The organism is Winogradskyella sp. PC-19 (genome assembly GCF_002163855.1).
Lineage (GTDB): Bacteria > Bacteroidota > Bacteroidia > Flavobacteriales > Flavobacteriaceae > Winogradskyella.
The window spans coordinates 2,914,608-2,934,423 of sequence record NZ_CP019332.1 but is presented as its reverse complement, the minus strand read 5'-3'; the positions used below and the strand labels follow the sequence as shown (position 1 = coordinate 2,934,423).

Annotated in this window: 17 protein-coding genes; 5 read left to right on the top strand and 12 right to left on the bottom strand. The window is 33.0% G+C overall.

Annotated features, from left to right (window positions below; translation table 11 throughout):
* From BTO05_RS13675 to BTO05_RS13665, 3 genes are read right to left on the bottom strand one after another with little or no spacing between them, the layout of a single operon-like run.
* Complete coding sequence (locus BTO05_RS13675; protein ID WP_232459752.1) at positions 1-1,428, bottom strand: peptidylprolyl isomerase; 1,428 nt, start codon at positions 1,426-1,428, stop codon at positions 1-3.
* The gene (locus BTO05_RS13670; protein WP_232459751.1) at positions 1,412-2,266 is read right to left on the bottom strand and encodes a peptidyl-prolyl cis-trans isomerase; all 855 of its coding nucleotides are present in this window, start codon (positions 2,264-2,266) and stop codon (positions 1,412-1,414) included. Before BTO05_RS13670 ends, BTO05_RS13675 begins: the two co-directional genes overlap by 17 nt.
* Positions 2,263-4,203, bottom strand: coding sequence for a peptidylprolyl isomerase (locus BTO05_RS13665; protein WP_087493209.1), 1,941 nt, complete (start codon positions 4,201-4,203; stop codon positions 2,263-2,265). Before BTO05_RS13665 ends, BTO05_RS13670 begins: the two co-directional genes overlap by 4 nt.
* 234 nt (positions 4,204-4,437) lie before the next feature.
* Between BTO05_RS13665 and BTO05_RS13660 the strand changes: the two genes are divergently transcribed.
* A complete protein-coding gene (locus BTO05_RS13660; protein ID WP_087493208.1) occupies positions 4,438-5,109 on the top strand; it encodes a T9SS type A sorting domain-containing protein in 672 nt (223 codons plus the stop codon).
* A 73-nt stretch (positions 5,110-5,182) separates the two neighbouring features.
* Positions 5,183-5,419, top strand: a complete 237-nt coding sequence (locus tag BTO05_RS13655) for a hypothetical protein (protein WP_087493207.1) — start codon at positions 5,183-5,185, stop codon at positions 5,417-5,419.
* Here BTO05_RS13655 and BTO05_RS13650 read toward each other — a convergent pair.
* The 3 genes from BTO05_RS13650 to crtD are packed head-to-tail and all read right to left on the bottom strand — an operon-like array spanning position 5,416 to position 8,666.
* Positions 5,416-6,549: a lycopene cyclase family protein gene (locus BTO05_RS13650; protein WP_087493206.1), complete on the bottom strand. Its 1,134-nt coding sequence runs from the start codon at positions 6,547-6,549 to the stop codon at positions 5,416-5,418. The genes BTO05_RS13655 and BTO05_RS13650 overlap by 4 nt on opposite strands.
* Complete coding sequence (locus BTO05_RS13645; RefSeq protein WP_087493205.1) at positions 6,550-7,185, bottom strand: carotenoid biosynthesis protein; 636 nt, start codon at positions 7,183-7,185, stop codon at positions 6,550-6,552. It lies immediately after the preceding gene.
* Positions 7,185-8,666 carry a 1-hydroxycarotenoid 3,4-desaturase CrtD gene (gene crtD, locus BTO05_RS13640; RefSeq protein ID WP_087493204.1) on the bottom strand — a complete coding sequence of 494 codons (1,482 nt, stop codon included), beginning with the start codon at positions 8,664-8,666 and terminating at the stop codon, positions 7,185-7,187. The genes BTO05_RS13645 and crtD overlap by 1 nt, the downstream gene beginning before the upstream one ends.
* Positions 8,667-8,799: 133 nt before the next feature.
* On the opposite strand from crtD, the gene BTO05_RS13635 reads away from it, so the two are divergent.
* The 3 genes from BTO05_RS13635 to BTO05_RS13625 all read left to right on the top strand — a co-directional run bounded on the left by BTO05_RS13635 (position 8,800) and on the right by BTO05_RS13625 (position 11,362).
* Positions 8,800-9,216 (top strand): hypothetical protein, encoded by a 417-nt coding sequence (locus tag BTO05_RS13635; RefSeq protein ID WP_157662596.1) that lies wholly within the window; start codon positions 8,800-8,802, stop codon positions 9,214-9,216.
* 168 nt (positions 9,217-9,384) lie between these two features.
* Positions 9,385-10,659 carry an aminotransferase class V-fold PLP-dependent enzyme gene (locus BTO05_RS13630; RefSeq protein ID WP_087493202.1) on the top strand — a complete coding sequence of 425 codons (1,275 nt, stop codon included), beginning with the start codon at positions 9,385-9,387 and terminating at the stop codon, positions 10,657-10,659.
* Positions 10,660-10,774: 115 nt separating this feature from the next.
* The gene (locus BTO05_RS13625; protein WP_087493201.1) at positions 10,775-11,362 is read left to right on the top strand and encodes a hypothetical protein; all 588 of its coding nucleotides are present in this window, start codon (positions 10,775-10,777) and stop codon (positions 11,360-11,362) included.
* Between the two features lie 202 nt (positions 11,363-11,564).
* Here the strand turns inward: BTO05_RS13625 and guaB are convergent, their stop codons facing one another.
* From guaB to BTO05_RS13595, 6 genes are all read right to left on the bottom strand, one after another.
* On the bottom strand, positions 11,565-13,034 hold the full coding sequence (gene guaB / locus BTO05_RS13620) for an IMP dehydrogenase (protein WP_087493200.1): 1,470 nt from the start codon (positions 13,032-13,034) through the stop codon (positions 11,565-11,567).
* 118 nt (positions 13,035-13,152) lie between these two features.
* The gene (locus BTO05_RS13615) at positions 13,153-13,401 is read right to left on the bottom strand and encodes a hypothetical protein (RefSeq protein ID WP_087493199.1); all 249 of its coding nucleotides are present in this window, start codon (positions 13,399-13,401) and stop codon (positions 13,153-13,155) included.
* Between the two features lie 122 nt (positions 13,402-13,523).
* Positions 13,524-15,950, bottom strand: coding sequence for a TonB-dependent receptor domain-containing protein (locus BTO05_RS13610; RefSeq protein ID WP_087493198.1), 2,427 nt, complete (start codon positions 15,948-15,950; stop codon positions 13,524-13,526).
* Positions 15,931-17,295, bottom strand: coding sequence for an HTTM domain-containing protein (locus tag BTO05_RS13605; RefSeq protein WP_087493197.1), 1,365 nt, complete (start codon positions 17,293-17,295; stop codon positions 15,931-15,933). Before BTO05_RS13605 ends, BTO05_RS13610 begins: the two co-directional genes overlap by 20 nt.
* Positions 17,296-17,353: 58 nt before the next feature.
* Positions 17,354-18,478, bottom strand: coding sequence for an imelysin family protein (locus BTO05_RS13600; protein WP_087493196.1), 1,125 nt, complete (start codon positions 18,476-18,478; stop codon positions 17,354-17,356).
* Positions 18,479-18,574: 96 nt separating this feature from the next.
* On the bottom strand, positions 18,575-19,762 hold the full coding sequence (locus BTO05_RS13595; RefSeq protein ID WP_087493195.1) for a DUF4856 domain-containing protein: 1,188 nt from the start codon (positions 19,760-19,762) through the stop codon (positions 18,575-18,577).
* Between the last annotated feature and the right edge of the window lie 54 nt (positions 19,763-19,816).

The window sequence follows — 19,816 nt, the reverse complement described above, 5'->3', positions numbered from 1 at the left end:
TTATCTATTTTTTAACCAATTACCTGTAAAGACGCAATCTCTATACTCACCATTAATTTTTATGTAAGTCGACTCAATGGTTTCTTTTTGCCATTTTTCAATAGCGTCAAAGTGTTTGTCTTGTAAGGCTAATCTTTTGATTTTTAGATAATCTTTTGCAAAATCCGCTTCATGGTCATTAATACGATCTGTAACCATCATAAGCTTAAATTTAATTGGGTTTTCACGGTCACCGTCTTGTATAACTGGACTAACCTCACCATCTTTTAAATCCTGAACTTGTGCATAAACATCAGGCTCCATTTTAGTTAACTCAAAATTAAAATCTTGAGTTACTGGATTTACTAACTTACCACCTTCGAATTTAGTTTCTTTTTCGTCACTAAATTCCCTAGCCGCATCTGCAAAGCTAACTGAACCATCAGCAATTTTAGAGCGTACATCATTAATCGTTTTTTGTGCAGCTTCAATAGCATCAGGAGTTATTTCTGGACGTATAAGTATGTGTCTTACATCATACTCTTGACCTCTAATCTTCTCTAATAAAATGATGTGGTAACCATAGATTGACTCAAAAGGTTCTGAAATTTCTCCTTCTTGTAATGAAAAAGCTACGTCTCTAAACTCTTTAACCATTCGAGGTCTTTTTCTGTTTAAAGTATATAAACCGCCCGTAGATTTCGACCCGGTATCTTCTGTGAAAAATAAAACTTTTGTGGTAAAGCTAGCTCCGTTTTCTTCAACATCTCTCTTGAAACCCTTAAGCTTTTCTATTGTTGCGTTTTTTGATTCCTCTGTAACTTCAGGAATAACGACAATGTTGGCAATTTGTAATTCCGTTCCAAAAGTCGGTAGTCCGTTTTCGCTATTTTTTAACTCATTAAAAAACTGACGAACTTCTTCCGGTGTAATTTCTACTTCACTAATAACCTTGTCTCTCATTTGAGAGGCTAGAGATTGATTCTTATTAATCTCGTAAATTTCTTCTCTTAAGGCATCTTCAGAGTCTTTTTTATAAAAATCTAATAACTTCGTCATTGACCCATTAAACTCACCTAAAATCGCTTGCATTTGTTGATCTATTTGCGAGCGTATCTGTAATTCATTAACCACTATACTGTCTTGTATTGCTTGATGTGCGTAGAGCTTTTCTTCTAAAACACTACCAAACAATTCACAATCAGTTATATCTCCTAAATTTCCGCCACCAGCTTTAATTTGTGCTTTTCTTCTACTTACTTCAGAATCTAAAATGATAAAATCTCCGACAACAGCAGCTACACCATCGGCTTTGATACGGTTCCCTGTTATTTTTTTCTTTGTAATCTCTGTAGCTTTTGCGACGTCTTTTATGATTTCTTGAGAAAATCCGAAAAGCATAAAACATACAAATAAGACTGATAGTGTGTATTTATTTATAGGTTTCAAATTGTTTATTTTTAATAGCATCTTTTGTAATTTCATTTTCTATTTCCTTAATCAAAGCTAATTTACGCTTGTTACTTATTATCTGTTTTACCGTAGGTTTAACATAATCTAAGGGTGCGTAATCGCCTCGCAAAAGTACATCATTAATTTGAATCAAATATAGGTTTAATGAGTCTTTGAGTTGCACAAAATTAGATTTTTTTAACAGTTGATTTTTATTGGTTTGATTTGCTACTGGTATCTTTTCTAAAACCTGTGATGCTCTTACCCAAACTGAATCATTTAATGAATAAGATTTAAACTGTACTGCAATAGAGTCTAAAAAAACTTTGTCTGCTTTTTCAAAGTTTTTGAACTTAGATTTTATGGCGTCTAAATTCACAGCGTTTTGTGGAAGTGTCAAATAACGAAGTTTTAATAACTCATCATTGAGCTTAAAAGATTCTTTGTTTCTGTGATATATTTTATCAGCTTCTGCCTTAGTTATGGTAGTATCAATTGAGCGTTTTACTAAAGCTTCTAAATATGCTTTTGTGTACAAATCAGTTTCATATTGCTTAACTAAGTCGTCATAGTTTTCTTGTTGCGTTTCGGATAAATTAAGTTTTGCTTTATCCATTAATAATAAATTACTTGCCCAATTATTTATGAAGCTATTAGCTAATAAAGTACTATCCGCTTTAGATGCGCCTTCAGGAATTATTTTTTTTATGTCTTCCTTATACAAATAAGTATCATTAACTCTCGCTACTGCATTTTCAGCTTCATTAGAGTTAAAACGGTCGCAACTTTGCAAAAGAGCTACAACAATAATTATATTTAATAACCTGTTTTTCAATTATTTATCTTTGTTTTTAAACGCTTTAATACTTTATTATTGACTTCGACTTTAAACTTTTTTCTTAAGCTTGCTAGCCACTCTTCTTCAATTTGGTTTTGGTAATCATTAACAACAGAACCACGAGCTTCTTTTAAAGTTTTCTCTCTTGCTTCTATTACATCATGAATTTTGAAAACATGAAAACCATCGTTATGATTATAAATCTTTGACGTTCCAATTTTAAATTCTAATTCTGAAGGAAGCTTTAAACTAGATTTTTCAAAAATGCCTGTAGTGAGGATGACTTTTTTATCAAAACCATTATTTTTTATCTCGCTTTTAAGTAATGATAATGAATCATTGCGTCTTATGATAGGCATAATTTTTTCTGCATCAACTGCATTATTTGTAGTCGCAATAGTAACATCTATTCTATCTTCCCATTGATATTTTACTTTATTAGCGTCGTAATATTTTTTGAGACCAATTGAATCTTTAGAGGCTTTGTTCCAAATCTCTTTTTCCATGAGTGCAAATAGCAATAAACCGTCTCTATACTCTTGCAATACATCTGCAAAATCTTTATTTTCATTAACTAGGTTTTTTTCTCTAAAGTCTAATACTGATTGTTCGTAAAATAATTCAAACTCAGTTTCTAAAACCTTTTTTACTGTAGTTTGCTGACGCATATACTTACGTTGCTTTGCTTTTAAATGATGAAGAAAATCATTATTAGTATATACTGAATCGTTAACAGTTACGACTGGTGTATCTGATTTATAATCCTTTGGCAAATTAAATTTACCTGAAAAATAAGCACCCTTCAATATTGGCTCAAAATATACTTTAGCTTCAGGATTCTTTTTAATTTCGTAACGCTTGGAAAGCTTATTTACCATTGCACTATTGATAAGCTTAGAACGTGCATCACGTTTTACCTGTGATTCTAAACTCGGTTTTAATTCTTCAAATGATTGTATAGGTTGCTTATTGATAAGCTTTATAATGTGCCAGCCAAATTTAGTTTTAATCGGCTTCGAAATTTCTTCATTATCTAATTCAAAAGCAGCATTTTCAAAAACCGTAGATGACAACTGGCCGCTTTTAAAAGCTCGCAATTTACCACCATTTCTTGCAGAGCTTTTATCATCAGAAAATTGCTTAGCTAATGCGTCAAAAGCTTCTCCTTGTTCCAATTTTTTATAAATCTGATTAATACGTTCTTCTGGATTTATAGTACTATCGTTCTGTTTTAAAGACACCATTATATGAGCTGCTGTTGCTGTTCCTCGAGATGGTCGTTTCTCATCTACTTTTACTACATGATAACCAAAATCTGTTTTGAAAGGCATGGATACTTCTCCTGGTTTTGTTTTATAAGCAACAGACTCAAAATCATAAACCATTTTAAATGCTGAGAAGTAACCTAAGTCTTCTACCAAAACTGAATTACCGTTGTGGTATTTAGCTTTAGCTCCTTGGTAACCTTTATTAGACAAAGTCTTTCTATAGTCCAATAACTTATTGTATGCCACAAGGGTATCTTCTTCTTCAGGATCTTCTAAAATTAATATGTGTGATGCTTTAATATCATAACTCATTCTATCATAAGCTTCTTTTACCAATGCATCGGTAACTTTATTATCAGATAGATAATTCTTGGTGAGTTGTTTTTTATAATTTTCGAATTCTCGCTTATAATTTGCATCTTTATTTAAGCCCAAGCGCTCAGCTTCCTTTAGTTTTAATTTGTAACTAACAAACAATTCTAAATAGGTGTCTAATTGTTTTTGAGATTCGTCTTTTACAAGGTCAAGATTTTTATTGTATAGCTTTAAGAACTCATCAGTAGATACGTCTTCACCTTCAATAGTTAATAATGTTTCATCCTTTTGTGCAGAGGATAAATTGAAACAAAGAAGCAGAATTATAAAACTTAGTAATTTAATACGCATGATATTTACAAAGGTTAAGGTTTATGCGGTTATTGTACGTTTCGAACAACCTAGCAAAAATAACATAAATCGACTATTTTACAAGTTGGAATATTACAACTGTATTCATAATTTATTATTGCAAAATGTATACTAAAATTGAAATCTTATTAACACGAAATCGTTTTCGTAAAATATATTCTTAAATAAAGAGAGTATTTATTAATAAATTTGAATTAAATCAATTATTAAAATATGAAAATAAAACTACTCTTAATTTTATTAATTATCTCCCAAGTTGGAGTTGCGCAAATGTCCACATCTACTACTGGAAATATTGTAACTTTTACATTTGACGATAACATTGCAGTAGATTGGGATGCAAATGGCAATCCCGTTAATCTTTATGCATTTGTTGATGCAGCAGATGCTGGAAATAATATGTTTGCTGAATTATCTAATGGCTTTCCTGGTACAAATATGGTAAACCAAGGCGGAGACATATATACAGTCTCTTTTGACCTATCTACTTTTTATCCAGAAGGCACAAGCATTACTGACATACGCTACATATACACCAATGATTCAGGTAATCAAAATCCAGCAGGGTTTGGCAACTCTTTTAGTGCAGTCAATAGATCTGGCTTTATACCTTTTACTACTTTATCTTCTGATAATTTAAAATTAAACAACATAAATATTGTCACTTACGTAAAGAACAGAGAGTTAAATATTAACTCAACTATCGATGTTAACTCTGTAAAAATTTATAATCTACTTGGACAATCTGTATTTTCTAAGAACTACGAAAATCAACGTAATATATTAGTTAATATGGAGACTGAAGCTACAGGGATTTATATCGTTAAAATAAATTCTGATAATAAGAGTATCACCAAAAAAAATTATTCTGAACTAATATCTTAACTTAGCAGAAACATAAAAAGCACTTTTAAAAGTGCTTTTTATGTTTCTATAGTCATAAGGTTATTCTAAAAACATGCGAAAACTAAAACTCATATGGGACTTTAGAGGTCCAGCTGGAAAGAAAACTGCCGAGCACCATTTAATTCATCTAAGAGAATATATCCAAATTGAAAAATTAGATATTACTATAACTGGTATTGAGGACATAAACGACATGCATAGTTTAGCATACATTGTTGTTGATGAGGATAAAATGAAACCTTTACGAGATGCTTTAAAACCTCATAGAGGACAAGTTCATCAAGACTAAAATAAACGCTTAAATAATGCTGAAATAAAGTGTTTTGGTGGTACAGATATAATAATTTTTAAGTCCTCTAGAAGTGATGATTCTTCATCTAGAAATCGAAAAATTGTTTTGACATCAGTTTTTTTAAATAAGCTAGAAAACAACGCTGAACCGCTTTCGTTATGATTAGCTAAAACATCCAAAAACAATAAGTCGTAAAACCAAAACTTACGTTTACCCTTGTAGTTAGAAATATCCTTTTGCTTTTTAAGGAGCTCAATAATATCTTTTGTTTTTTTAGTGGTAGCTCTAAATGTATAACCTGTGCTTGCCTTTGTCCATCCACCAGCTGTTCCGATATTAAAAATTTTTGAGGTATTAGATTCCAAAAAATTATAAGATGTCATTGGTATTGACCCTTTTTCAGTTTCTATTATCTCATAGTCTTTAATACCTTTTTCATTGAGGTAAGATTTAATCGCATTTTCATATTCTGAAATCTCTAGCAAATCCTTTGAGAATAAGGTATATTCAAACAACGCTGTCTGCTTATCTACAGGCAAAACATACATAAAGCGAGTATTGCCTTTTTGAGGTACCGAAAAATCCATAAATGTTGCTGTAGCATCATCAAAAGTATCTGCAGCAGTTTTTATAAACCAACCCAAAAAATGTTGCTGTAAAACAGGAAACTTTTCTTGGTTCTTATAACTAGATTTAGGAATGCTATTAAACAACTGGCTAGTGCTAAATTCTCCTCTAGATGTTTTTACTACAACTGTATCATTCTCTTTAAAATCATCTACTGAAGCCTCTAAAAATTGGATATTAGATTTAGTTTTAATTCTATCCCACATTTTATTATAAAAAGCTTCACTGCGAATCATCTTGTAACGATAGGGTAAAATGTCAATAGTTTTAGAAAAAGTTTGGTTACTAAAAAAAACAGAGTCCCAAATTTTATCTGTAACATCATCCCATTTTCCTTGACCTTCTTCCCAATAGGACCAAGTTCTGTCGTTGCCCTTATTAGAATCTTTATCTATAATAAGAATAGATTTATCATCAAAAAAACTATCATTAGCCATTCTGTAAGCCAACATTAATCCCGATGCACCAGCACCTAGTATGATATAGTTATAATCTTTCATCTAATAGAATAAAAACACGGAAAAAAATATAGTGATAGAGATTAATATGTGCCAAGATATAAATTTATCTGTCTTTATATTAAAATACTGATACCCTAAATGTGCAACAAATGCAGTTACTACCCAACCCAAATAGTTTTGTAACGGTACCACACCACCATCAAATTCCCAAAAATCAAAACGAGGTGCAGATACTTCTAAAATTAAATCTAGTACAGTCATTAAAATTGCACCTATTGCTGCAGTTAAAATCTTGTTTTTAGAGATAGACTTTGCAACATCTGCAGTAACGGCTGTTAATAAAGCCCAATTGATACATATCATTAAAGGCACACCAAATACTTTATAACCTAAATTTTCTCCATAAGCATAGCTACCAAAGATTAACCCAAAATTTACACCTAAAGCTTCAGTAATAAATCCTATTAAAAACGGAATGCTTAATGCTATAAAAACAGCTTTTTTATACGTTTTAATATTAACTATCAATATCACGAACATTAGCAATAGGTTTAAAGGTGTCATACCTAAAAACCAATCTGAGTACTCTGAAGATAGCACTCCAAAAATTCCCGAAATAATAAATAACCAAATCAGAAATACTGAAAAGTTACGTTTAAACTTTTTATCTAACATCAATTATTTTTTTTAATTAATTCTGAAACTATTTTCCCTGATAGCAAACACAAAGGAATGCCGCCACCAGGATGAACACTACCACCACAGAAATAAAGATTTTTTATACTAGATTTAAAGTTTGGATGTCTTAAAAAGGCAGCATATTTATTATTACTCGACGCGCCATACAGTGCACCTTGAAAGCTTTGTGTTCTAGACTCAATAGTCCTTGGGTCTAAGATGGACTCAAATTCAATTAAATCTGAAATATCTTCTCCCAACAATCGGCTTAATTTAGAGATGATGTTAACTCGAGTTTCTTTAATAATCTTATCCCAATCTTGCCCTATATTGCTTGGTACATTAACCATCGTAAACCAATTTTCATGCCCTTTTGGAGCATCAGATTCTTCTTCTTTTGATGTAATATTTATATAAACTGTTGGGTCATCAGAAACATTCTTTTTATTAAAAATATAATCAAACTCTGTTTTGTAATCCTCGGAGAAAAATATATTATGCAAATCTAATTGTGGGAATTCTTTTTTAATTCCCCAATAAAATATTAAAGCCGAACTACTTCTGGGTTGCTGCAATATTTTTTCGGGTGCTTTATGTTTTTTTAGTAAGTATCGATACGTTGGAACAACGTCGGAGTTGCTGACTACTATATCCGCTTTAATCGTTTTATCTTTTAGCTTTGTACCAACACCAACTACTTTGTTATTCTTAGTTATAATCTCTTCAACCTTAGTATCAAAAGTAAAATCTACTCCAATATCTGTTGCTAATTTAAACAGGCTTAAAGTAATTTGGTGCATTCCGCCTTTTGGAAAGTAAGTTCCAAAATATTGTTCCAGATGTGGTATCATTGACATAATACCAGGTGTTTGGTAAGGCGAAGACCCATTGTAAGTTGCAAAACGGTTAAAGAATTGCACCAAACGATTATCCTTTAACATCTTTGAATTATAAGTATCTAATGTACTATCAATATCCAAACTATTAATATTAAAAATGGCCTTGAGCGTACCTTTAGATAAGTAAGTAATCACCTTATGAAGCGATTTTTCAAGAAAAAGCGAAGCTGTTAAATCATATTTCTTTTTGCTTTGCTTAAAATATTCTTTAATGTCTTCTGCTTTAATATCAAAAGTCTGTTCTGCTTTTTTAGCAAACTCATCTTCGTCTGATACTGCTGAAAACGTAGTCCCATCTTCATAAAAGTAGTTACATACGACGTCCTTTTTCTTGTACTGAAAATAATCTGAAATATTAGTATTGGCTGTTTTGAATAAGTCTTCAACAAATTGAGGCATCGTAAACAATGATGGCCCCATGTCAAAACGGTAGCCATTTTCTGAAAAAGCAGTAAGCTTTCCGCCTGGGTAATTATTAGCTTCGTAAACCGAAACGTTGTGGCCCTGACATCTTAGTCTAATTGCAGCAGATATACCAGCAATACCAGCACCTACAATAATTACAGATTTCTGTTTCATAGCGTTTTCAAAGATACGACGAAAACACAATAACCCTTATATATCAAAACCCTAAAAAAAAGATAAATTATTTATTAGCTAGGAAAAACCCTTATTAGAATGTTTTATAACAAAGAACTAAAATCAAGATACTATGAATTACACAAAACAAATTTTTAAAGCGTTACTACTAGTTTGCATAATCAGTTTTACATCATGCGAATCGAATGATGATACTATGCAAGAAGACATGTCAGAAAACACAATTATTGGTAGATGGAATCCTATTGGTTTTGAAACTACAGTACTTTATGAATTTACGCAATCCTTACGTCATACAATTTATAGTACAGATGGAACATTTGGGGCTTTAGATACAGCAATACCAAATCCAAACACATGGGTTTTTGAAGGAGACGAACTAGTTATAGATTTAAATTTTGGGAATTTTCTAAGAACAGAATTAAACTTTAAATGCGATGGTAATGTCGTAGAGTTTGTAGACGCCGAAGGTACTGTGGGTATAATACTCTTCAGAGAAGGATACGATTACGCATCATGCACTGAATAATTACTAATACATGAAAAAGAAAAATTAGTCTTTATAATTGATGCTTAAACCAAGGAGAAATCCTTGGTTTTTTTTGCGTTTAAACAAGATTGCTTAAAGATTAAAATCATATCGTTTTAATATCTAAAAGCCTTGCCTTATATTAGAGTCCTACTACCAAATTAAAGTATGAATTCTTCTAATCGTCGCGCATTTATAAAAAAATTGACTGCCGGTACAGCAGCGTCCTTAGTAATCCCTCAGCTTTTTGCTGATAATAAAACGCGACTGAAACCAATAAAAGGTTTTAATATAGATGATAATTCTGAAGCTTTTTGGGAGACAGTAAAGGCTCAGTTTCATTTTGCTCACGGCCTTTATTATTTTAATAATGGTTCTCTTGGACCATCACCTATGTCTGTTCAAGGTGCTACTAATAGTTATAGAGCTACTTTAGATGGTTTTCCTTCGCGATATATGTGGGGCGAATGGCAAGACGAAAAAGAACGCGTTCGTAAAAATATAGCTCATCTATTTTCAGTAGATAAAGAAGAAATTGCAATTACACACAACACTACTGAAGGTATGAATCTCATAGCAAAAAGTATGGATTTACAACCTGATGATGAAGTTATATTATCTAACCATGACCACACCAGTGCATATATCCCATGGGAAGTTTGGCAAGAAACAAAAGGTATTAAGCTAGTGCGTCCAAAATTACCAATACTACCAAAAACAGTAGATGATATTGTTGCCATATATGAAAAAGCAATTACGCCAAAAACAAAAGTGATAAACCTCTGCCATATTGTAAATACTAATGGGATGATTATGCCTGTTAAAGAAATTAGTAAGATGGCACATAAAAAAGGCATTCTGGTTGCTGTTGATGGTGCACAAACTGCTGGCATGTTTACTATTAATCTCAAAAATTTGGAGTGTGACTTTTACACAGCTAGTGCACATAAATGGTTGTTTTCTCCAAAAGGAATTGCTGTATTTTATGCAAAAAAAGAAAGTCAGCAGTATTTAAAACCCCTGATAGTTGCAAAAGGTCATAAAGACAAAAGCATACGACGATTAGAAAATTACAATACAAGAAATTTACCAGAATATTTAGGTCTAGGTGATGCTGTTGCCTTTCATAATTCAATTGGTGGAGATAAAATCTCAAAACGTTCTTATGCGCTTAAACATTACTTTAGAGACAAAGTAAAAGACAATCCAAAATTTAAACTAAAAACACCAGAAAACGACCAGCTATCTTGTGCTATACAAACTTTAGAAGTTATAGGGCAACCTGTTTCTGAAGTCAAAAAACGCTTGTTTGAAAATTATGGTATTGATACTAGACCGATGTCCTCATATGGATTAAACGGTGTACGTATTTCTTTTGGTATTTACATCACAAAAAAAGATATTAACTACTTGGTGGATGCTCTAGAAACCATAGCTTCTTAGTATGTTTTAGTCGCTATTACGCCAGTTGACTTTCCAAAAATTTTAGACTAACTTCGTTTAACGATTGATAAAAAACATTAAAACGATTTTTTATCAACGAAATATTGGTAATAATATGAAAAGACGAACCAGAATAATAATTTCAATTGTATTTCTTCTCACTTCATTGTTGAGTAGTTTTTATTTTTTACCTAAAGAATCTGAATTATACTTGAAGAGTGACATATCCGAATTACGCAGTTCTATTTTACCAATTTCAATTTTATTATCCATTGTTTTAGCCTTCATAATTGCTTTTCATAAATCTGAATTTAATGGTGGAAAATGGTCTAAAGTTATTTACATAGGATACATTGGAATTACAAGCTATCTGATTTTGAGTTTGACCTCTGACTTATTAACGACCATTGCTCTGAAAACAAACAGAATAACTAAAAACGAAACTGTGAATAAAAATTTCGTTATGAGTACATACACAGTAACTACCAATGGAGAATTAACGGAATCTGGACCTTGGGTTATTAAATCTGAAAACAAATATGAAGTTCGTGGAAGAATCAAAGATAAATCATATGAAGATGATGTTGACGGAATATTTATGGACAAAAATGACTATGCAAAAATTGAACATAAAGAAGAATTCAAAATCACTTTATCGAATGGACTTTTCGGAATTCCTTATGAACCAATAATAAATGAATAAGCACAGTTTACAACAATGTATGACCGCAATTACGGCGGATTCGACTACGTCCGAATCCACTCGGAATTGCTAAAGTCAGTGCTTAACTGAAAAGTCTGCGTATATTAACCCGTAACTGACGGTTATACGAAACCGTTAAACGAAGCTAAACAAAAACAGCATCCAATGGATGCTGTTTTTGTTCTAATATATCAATAGAAGCCTACCTCGAATAATTAGGTGCTTCCTTAGTAATCGTTACATCATGAGGATGACTTTCATTAATACCACTAGCTGTGATTTTTACAAAACGTCCCGTTTCTTTTAATGTACCTATATCTTTGGCACCACAATAACCCATTCCGGCACGTAAGCCACCAATAAATTGGTGAATACTTTCGTATAATTCACCTTTATATGGTACACGACCAACAATACCTTCTGGTACTAATTTTTTGATATCGTCTTCTACATCTTGGAAGTAACGGTCTTTACTACCTTGTTTCATAGCTTCTACAGAACCCATACCACGGTACGATTTAAACTTTCGTCCTTCGTAAATAATCGTTTCGCCAGGACTTTCTTTTGTTCCTGCTAATAGCGAACCTAACATCACCGTATCAGCACCAGCGGCAATTGCTTTTGGTATATCACCAGTATATCTAATTCCGCCATCTGCAATTACAGGAACACCAGAACCTTTAATAGCATTGGCTACTTCTAATACGGCAGAAAATTGAGGGAAACCAACACCTGCAACAACTCTAGTTGTGCAAATAGAACCTGGTCCAATACCAACCTTTACAGCATCAGCTCCTGCTTCAACTAGGTATTTAGCAGCTTCTGCAGTAGCAATATTTCCTACTACAACTTCCAAGTCTGGAAATTGAGATTTTATTTCTTTTAATACACGCACAACACCTTGTGTGTGTCCATGAGCAGTATCTATAATTACTGCATCAACACCTGCATTTACTAAAGCTTCTGCTCTATCAACAGCATCACCAGTAACACCAATAGCAGCAGCTACTCTTAATCGACCATAACTATCTTTATTAGCAATTGGTTTTTGAGTAACCTTAGTGATATCTCTAAATGTAATAAGTCCTACTAGCTTATCACCTTCAACAATTAGTAATTTTTCAATTTTATTTTGTTGAAGAATTAATTCTGCATCTTTTAAAGAAGTACCTTCTGGAGCAGTTACTAAATTATCTTTAGTCATTACCTCAACTATAGGACGTTCGTTTCGGTGCTCAAAACGTAAGTCACGATTTGTGACAATTCCTTTGAGCTTTCCATTATCATCAACAATCGGTATACCGCCAATACTATGCTCACGCATTGCATTTTTTGCGTCTATAACTTTTGCATCCATCTGCAAAGTCACTGGGTCGATTATCATACCACTTTCAGCACGTTTAACCTTACGGACTTTCATCGCTTGCGCTTCAATAGTCATATTTTTGTGCAAAACACCAATACCACCTTCACGAGCCATGGCAATAGCCATTCTGCTCTCAGTTACTGTATCCATAGCTGCAGATACAATAGGTACATTAATAGTAATGTTTCTAGTAAATTTAGATTGAATACTGACTTCTCTTGGAAGTACTTCAGAATAAGCTGGTACTAATAGGACGTCGTCGTAAGTTAGACCTTCTCCTAAAATTTTGTTGTTGTGTGCTGTCATGATGCAATTAAAGTATAATTGCGTGCAAATATACAACTTAAAATAGGATTTTTTCGAAATGTAAACTCACAAAAAAACCAGCCTAAAAAGCTGGTCTTTATTTGTTTTGTTAGGCATTCTAAGCTTGAGCATTCTGAGGCGCCCAGTGTGAACATAACATAGATGGTGCTGCTTTTGTTGGGTTTGCACAATTTGAGGATTCAAAACGTGCGCAATTGCCGCAGTTAGGGTCGTTTTTTAATGCTGCTTTCATATTAAAACTATCACATGTATAGTTTTTTGCAACTTTTACACCGTGTTTACTACACAGATTATTCTTACCTAAATTTTCACAATTAATACAGCTGTTTCCTATTCTTATAGACATAATTTTTATTTTATTATTTTTCCTAAGATAAAAAAGAATTATCTTAAAATAAACCTAAAGTATTGAAAAACAATTTTTTGTATTTAGACTGATTTAAAACAAACCTCTAAAAAAACTCTGTTTTAGAACTTTATCTGTAAAGTCGTAAACCAATTTCGTGGCGCAGAAGGAATAATTCCTGGTCCTGGATAACCTGTTGCACGGCGTGTAAAATAAGCATTGTCTAAAACGTTATTGACTCCAGCCTCAAGTTTAAACCTTTTGTATGTGTAAGCTACTGAAAAGTCTAAAATATCGTACTCTGGTATTTCTCCAATAACACCACTTATATTGGAGTTTACAGCATTTGACGCATCGGTAAATTGCTGCCCTAAATAAGTGTACTGCACATTTGCCATAAAATCTTTGTAGCCAAAACGAAGACCTGTTTTTAAGTTTAATTCTGGCACAAATTCTACGCGATTTCCTTCCACATTGTTTTCTAAAGAACTTGTATATTCTGAAGTAATAAATGACGTATTTGCAAAAGCATTTAAGCTAAAATCGTTATTTAAATCAAACACTTTTTTTAAATTGAAATCAACTAAAGATTCAATTCCAAACATTCTAGCATCTCCAACATTACCACGTTCACTAACGACACGACCATCGTCCAATCCTTTTTGAATAAACCCAATACGTCCGTTGTAAAACAGTGCAAAAGCGCCAATGTCATAAGAAACGTATTTATCAAAATTACCTCGGAAACCTAGGTCAACCGTAAATCCATCTTCATCTGTAATATCTGGACTCACTGAAAATGCAGGATTTACAATATTAATATCGGAAAATGTCACCGAACGGTAATTCTGTGAAATATTACCGTAGATTTCGAGATTAGTGCTTGGCTTGTAACTCAATCCTAAACCAAGCAATACAAATGACCGTTCAAAATCGCGGTTATCAACAATAGTTTCTTCAAAAATAACGTTGCCGGCAGCATCTGTATTGATACGTTTAAAGAATCCTTCGCTTTGTGTTTTAATGTATTCAAATCTAAAACCTGGCGTGATAGAGAACTTATCATTTACATACAAAATATTTTCTCCAAAAACAGAAACATTTAAGTTAGGTAAATCAAACTGCGATTGACTTGGAAAATTAGGAAACTCTTCGTCTCTGATAGAAAAATCGGGATTTACGCCATCAGAACCTGGACCTTGTTGCTGAAAGTTATTGGCATTGTAAAACTTAGTCCCAATTAAAAAGGTATTATCTTTTTCAAACAATTTGTATTTGCTCAATAGGCGTGCCTCAAAACCGTAATTATTAAAATCGCCAATGATTAACTCGCGTTCTTCTCCTGGGTCTTGCGCTTCTACTCGCCTATCTCTAAATCCTAAAGCATTTCTAGAGGCATTAAGCCCAAAGAAGTTTAATGTAAAATTGGTCTTTTTAGAAAATTGGTGCGCCAACTTTACGTTATATAACAGCCAATCTACCTCAAACCAGTTACGTTCGCGATTGCTCTGAAATGGGTCTTCGTTAAACTGTCTATCCGTTAAACCTCCAGCTTGTTGGGCTAAGTAATCCAAATAAGTAATTTCGCCTGTAAGCTTTGTTTTGTCGTTAAATTGGTATCCGATATGGGCAAAAACATTTTTTGATTCAAACTCAGAGTTTGGACGAAACCCATCTCCTTTTTTGTAGTTAAAATACGTGTAGTAACTCCACTTGTCTTTTGTACCACTTAAGCTTGTGAAATTTGTATAAAGCCCAAAGCTCCCAAGCGTATTTCTAGTAATAACTTCTAAAGGTTTGTTTGGATTTGGCTTTTTCATTACAAAATTAATTAAGCCACCAAACTGAGTACCGTATTGCAATGATGCAGCACCACGTATCACCTGAATTTCTTTTAAGCCTTCTGATGCTGGAGCATAATAACTTTCTGGGTAGCCCAAAACATCTGCACTAATATCGTACCCATTTTGACGTGTATTAAAATTTGCCGTTCGGTTTGGGTCTAATCCACGTCCACCAATATTTAATTGCAAACCTGCATCATCATTTTGGTAGATATTTAAACCAGCGACTTGGCTGTACAACTGCCTAGCATTATTGGTGGCCAAATTAGCCATGGATTGGTCAACTAAAACAACTTCGGTTTTTTTGCCTGCGTAAATTGCAGTTTCTTCTACATCTCGCAAACGTGCTAACTCAAAAACTTTGGCTTTCCGAGCTGTGATTTCTACTGCTGTTAGTGTTTCGCCAATGGGTTGCAGTTGTTTATTGATTTGCTGGTCTGAATTTGTATTAACTTCAATTTCTAAAACTTGAAATTCTAAAGAGAAAAAGACTAGGGTGAATTCCGTTTTATTAGTTGTAAATTCATAATAACCTTGTGCATCTGTTTTGGTTAGTAAACCTGAAGCTTTGTCATAAATTTCAACATCTTTAAGCCTTTGTTGTGTTGAAGCATCTGTGATTATTCCAGATATTTTCTGTTGGGCAAAACCTGAAACACTCACTAAAATGAGTACAACTACTATTCTAAAATCCTTTAATCTCATCCTTAAATGGTAAAATCCAATTTTTGTGTTGAAATGATTCTTCTTGTTCTAATAAATTGACATTTGGGTCAATAAAACGTGTACTTATTCGACCATTTAGAGCTGCATAACTATCGACATAAATTTCGATGTTTTGGTGTCCTTGTGCCGAAAAATGTGCTTCTAAATACTTAGCATATTGCAAAATAAAATCTGGCTGTGTGCTCATTTGCTTCTCTTGAAATGGCGTTAAAAAATCTGAGTTATTAACTAAAAATTTTTCGCCTGTTTTACCATTCACAACCTTAAATTCTGCAAAGCCAGCCTTTTCAATTAACATCACACGCCACGAAAAACGATAACCTTCTTCGGTCCAAAATAACTCTCCTGGATATAACAAATATCGAAATGGCAAAAGTAGTTGAATAGCAAAGAAAATAGCCAAGATTGGCAAAACTATTTTTTGCTTTTGATAAGCATAAACTTTGGTTTGAAGCGTGTTGGCTTTCAATCTTAAAAACTTAAAAACAGCTCGGAAAATATTCAAGATTTTTTCATGAACACTTGCATCAAAAAATATCAATGCTGAAACAATCATCACATAAGGAAACATACCTATATTGAATAGTACTCTGGTAAATACATGAAAAAATACGACAAAGAAAAACGCTATCAATCGGGTACGTTTGTAAAGTAATAAAAAAGGAATTGCCAAGTCGTACAGCATACCCGACCAACTCATGGCATGATGAAACCAATCTTGCTGCATCAAGTTATTCCCAATTAGTGGTAAATCGTATTTAGATGGCAACCATATTTTTAGAGGCATTGCACGATTCATCCAATCGGAATTAATTTTTGCCAAACCTGCGTATACATAAACGATTGCTAGCAAAAGCTTTATGCAATCTATAGTCCATTTTGGAATGGATGTATAGCTTACTTTTCTGCGTATAGCATCTATAGAAAAGTATGCATTTGCTGGCAAAAAACACATCACAAAACTAACAATACTGATAAAGTAGTAATGGTTTAGATATGTAGTTTTGTCTATTAACTCGATGTACGTAAAACTGATAAAAAACGTAATAATAGCAAGCCGATACTTTAAGCCAAGTGCGACGAAAAATGCTGAAAGCCCGCAGATAAAAAATAGCAAATACGTATAATTATCAAGTGGCTTTACCCAATCGAAACCGAAATATGTAAAGTGAAATTTTGGTGCTATATAAACGGTTTCAATCCAACCTTTAGCCCAAAACCTTATGATACTTGCAAGCATCATTAGACCAAAACCAATACGGAAAACCGCTAATGGCGCGGCAGGTGTTGTTTTATTGATATAGGATTGAAACTTGTACTTCATTACCAAAAAAAGGGATTCTCGATATACAAGAATCCCTTTTACTTATATTATATATTTTTTAATCTCCATCATTATCAAAAAATACGATATCAACATTTAGTGCCGATGCCATATCGATTTTAAGTAGTACTACTGCGCGCTGTAACTCGTCATAAGCTTGCGTCATTTGTGTATTATCCGCAGTTATCTGCTCGCTAAAACTATTGTTTAAAGACTCAATACTTTCCTTAGCCACTTGAAACTGCGCATTAATTTCATTTTTTAAATCTGTACGCTCAACAGCATCTAAATAATCAGCTAGACCAAATCCACTTGTATTATTGCTGAATGCGTTTCCATTAAAAAATCGTTGTACAGAACCTAAACCTTCTAACGCTAATTGCTTTGAAACATCATTTTTATAAAATCCTTCAACTTTATCTGGAAATGTTTCGCCTTCAGAGAAATTTCCTGCTGGTGTTCCAATTTTATTTGCTCTTAATCCTTTTTCGTAATAACGGATAAAATCATTAATAATAATATCCAAAGAACCAGATGTGCTTGATTCAGTATTGCTTACAAATGTATTTCGGTATGTGCCTTGCCAGTCGCTAACCACTATGTTTATTGTAGAATTCATTAAAGAAAAAACATCTGTCATATAGTCTACATAACCATCTGCGTTAGCATTGGTTGTAAATTTATCTATTGCATTTGTGTCTCCAGTTGCTGTACCATGAATTAAGAAGTCTAGAGCTGGAAATCCTTGTGCATCATAAAAATTGGTGCTTGTTAAATCGTAATTTCCTGTTGAAGCTCCTGTTTCAATATCAGAAACAGTCACAGGAAATCTATTAAAAAATACTATGAAGCCATCATTGGCATCAGCAGAAAGTGTTTCAGCAATGCCTAAATTAAACATTTCAATATTTTGCCAAGATGTGTAAGCTTCTAACCAAGCTCCACTTAAAGCATCAAGATTATTCTGATTAATATCATTTACAAAATTTGCCCTTGCCACATCTAAGGCTGATATTTCAGATTGAAAATCTAATAAAGCAGGAATGATAATGTTATCTGCTAAATTTGTTAATAATGCAGTTCTATCAAAATTGTCTATAGGTTCGTCAGTCCCATCACTAGAAGAACTACATGAAATGATAAGGAACAAACCAAGACTTAAAAGGGCAATCTTTTTTAACATAATTATATTCTTTTTCAATTTTTTTGCAAATTTAAACTAGTAAATGCTTCAAACCTAATTGAAGCACATACTAATTTGTGATTAACTCAACTTTATTTAGTTAGCGGCTTGTGCCACAGTAAAATCAAAACGTGCTGCAATACTATCAGACATATTATCTAGTGTTGCAGATGTCACATCCCAGAAACCATCATTTTCCATAAGTTGTGCTAAAAATCCATCAACCTCAGACTTACTAAAATATGGTGCATCGGCTCCTGGTTCTCTTGTGAATTGTAAACTCATTATAAATCCAAAACCTTCAGATAAATCATGAAATGCAGATGCATTGTCTGTTCCTAAAGTCGCTTTTGCTTGCTGTAAGTAGTAGACTGCTCTAATTCCTACAATTTCAGAAACTTTTTCTCTAATAATATCTACTTGTTGGTCTCTTACTTCGTAATTTTTAGCTACAATTGCGGCTCTACCTAATTTTAAGGCATCGTAAATTTCTTGAGCAATACCAGTAAAATCTGTGTCATTTTCTACACGAGATAAATATTTATTTAAAAAACTATCTTGGTTAAGCAATGGTACAATAGCGTTGTCGGTCCCATATAAATAACCGAAAGCCTCGTCCCATTTGTGCTCCATTTTTGTATAGTTTTTTCCTTCTTCTAAAACTTCGTTATCATTATTAGCACGATTTTGACCTTCATCTAAAACTGAAGTACTTAAATAGTTATTGAGCATTTGGTCTACCATTAATGCACCAATTAATCCTTTGTTAATCGCTTGGTTATACTCTAGTCCTTTTCCATTTACATAACGCACTGTTCCGCCTGCTTCTTGAATTTGACCCGCAACACCAGCAGAAGCTAAATCATTCCATCTTGGGTAAACATCGTTGACTTGATTAGCTATCCAACCATCAAACTGCGCTTTTATGGCATTTGCTTCGGTTGTATTTGAAGAAAAATAATCTTGAGAAGCTGCAGTTTTACTTCTTATTGTTTTTGAAGAACTATTTAAATCGGCATCTGAGAAATTATCGCCTGTGTTGGTAAACATACCATCTAACTGAGCTTCTGTTTTTGATGGGTCTTTTAACGCAGAAACAAATTCTTCTCCCATTTCTATTCTGGTCGTTTGACCGCTATAACTTACGGTTGTGTTTCCGTTTCTTTCAAACACGAACGTTTGTGGTGCTGTAACTTGGTTTGCGTTACTGCCATTATCGTCGTCGCTATCACATGATGTGAATAGGCTACCAACTACACAAATACTTAATATTAATTTTTTCATTTTTTGAATTGATTTTAAAGTTTATTTAGACTTGATATAAATAATTATTTATTT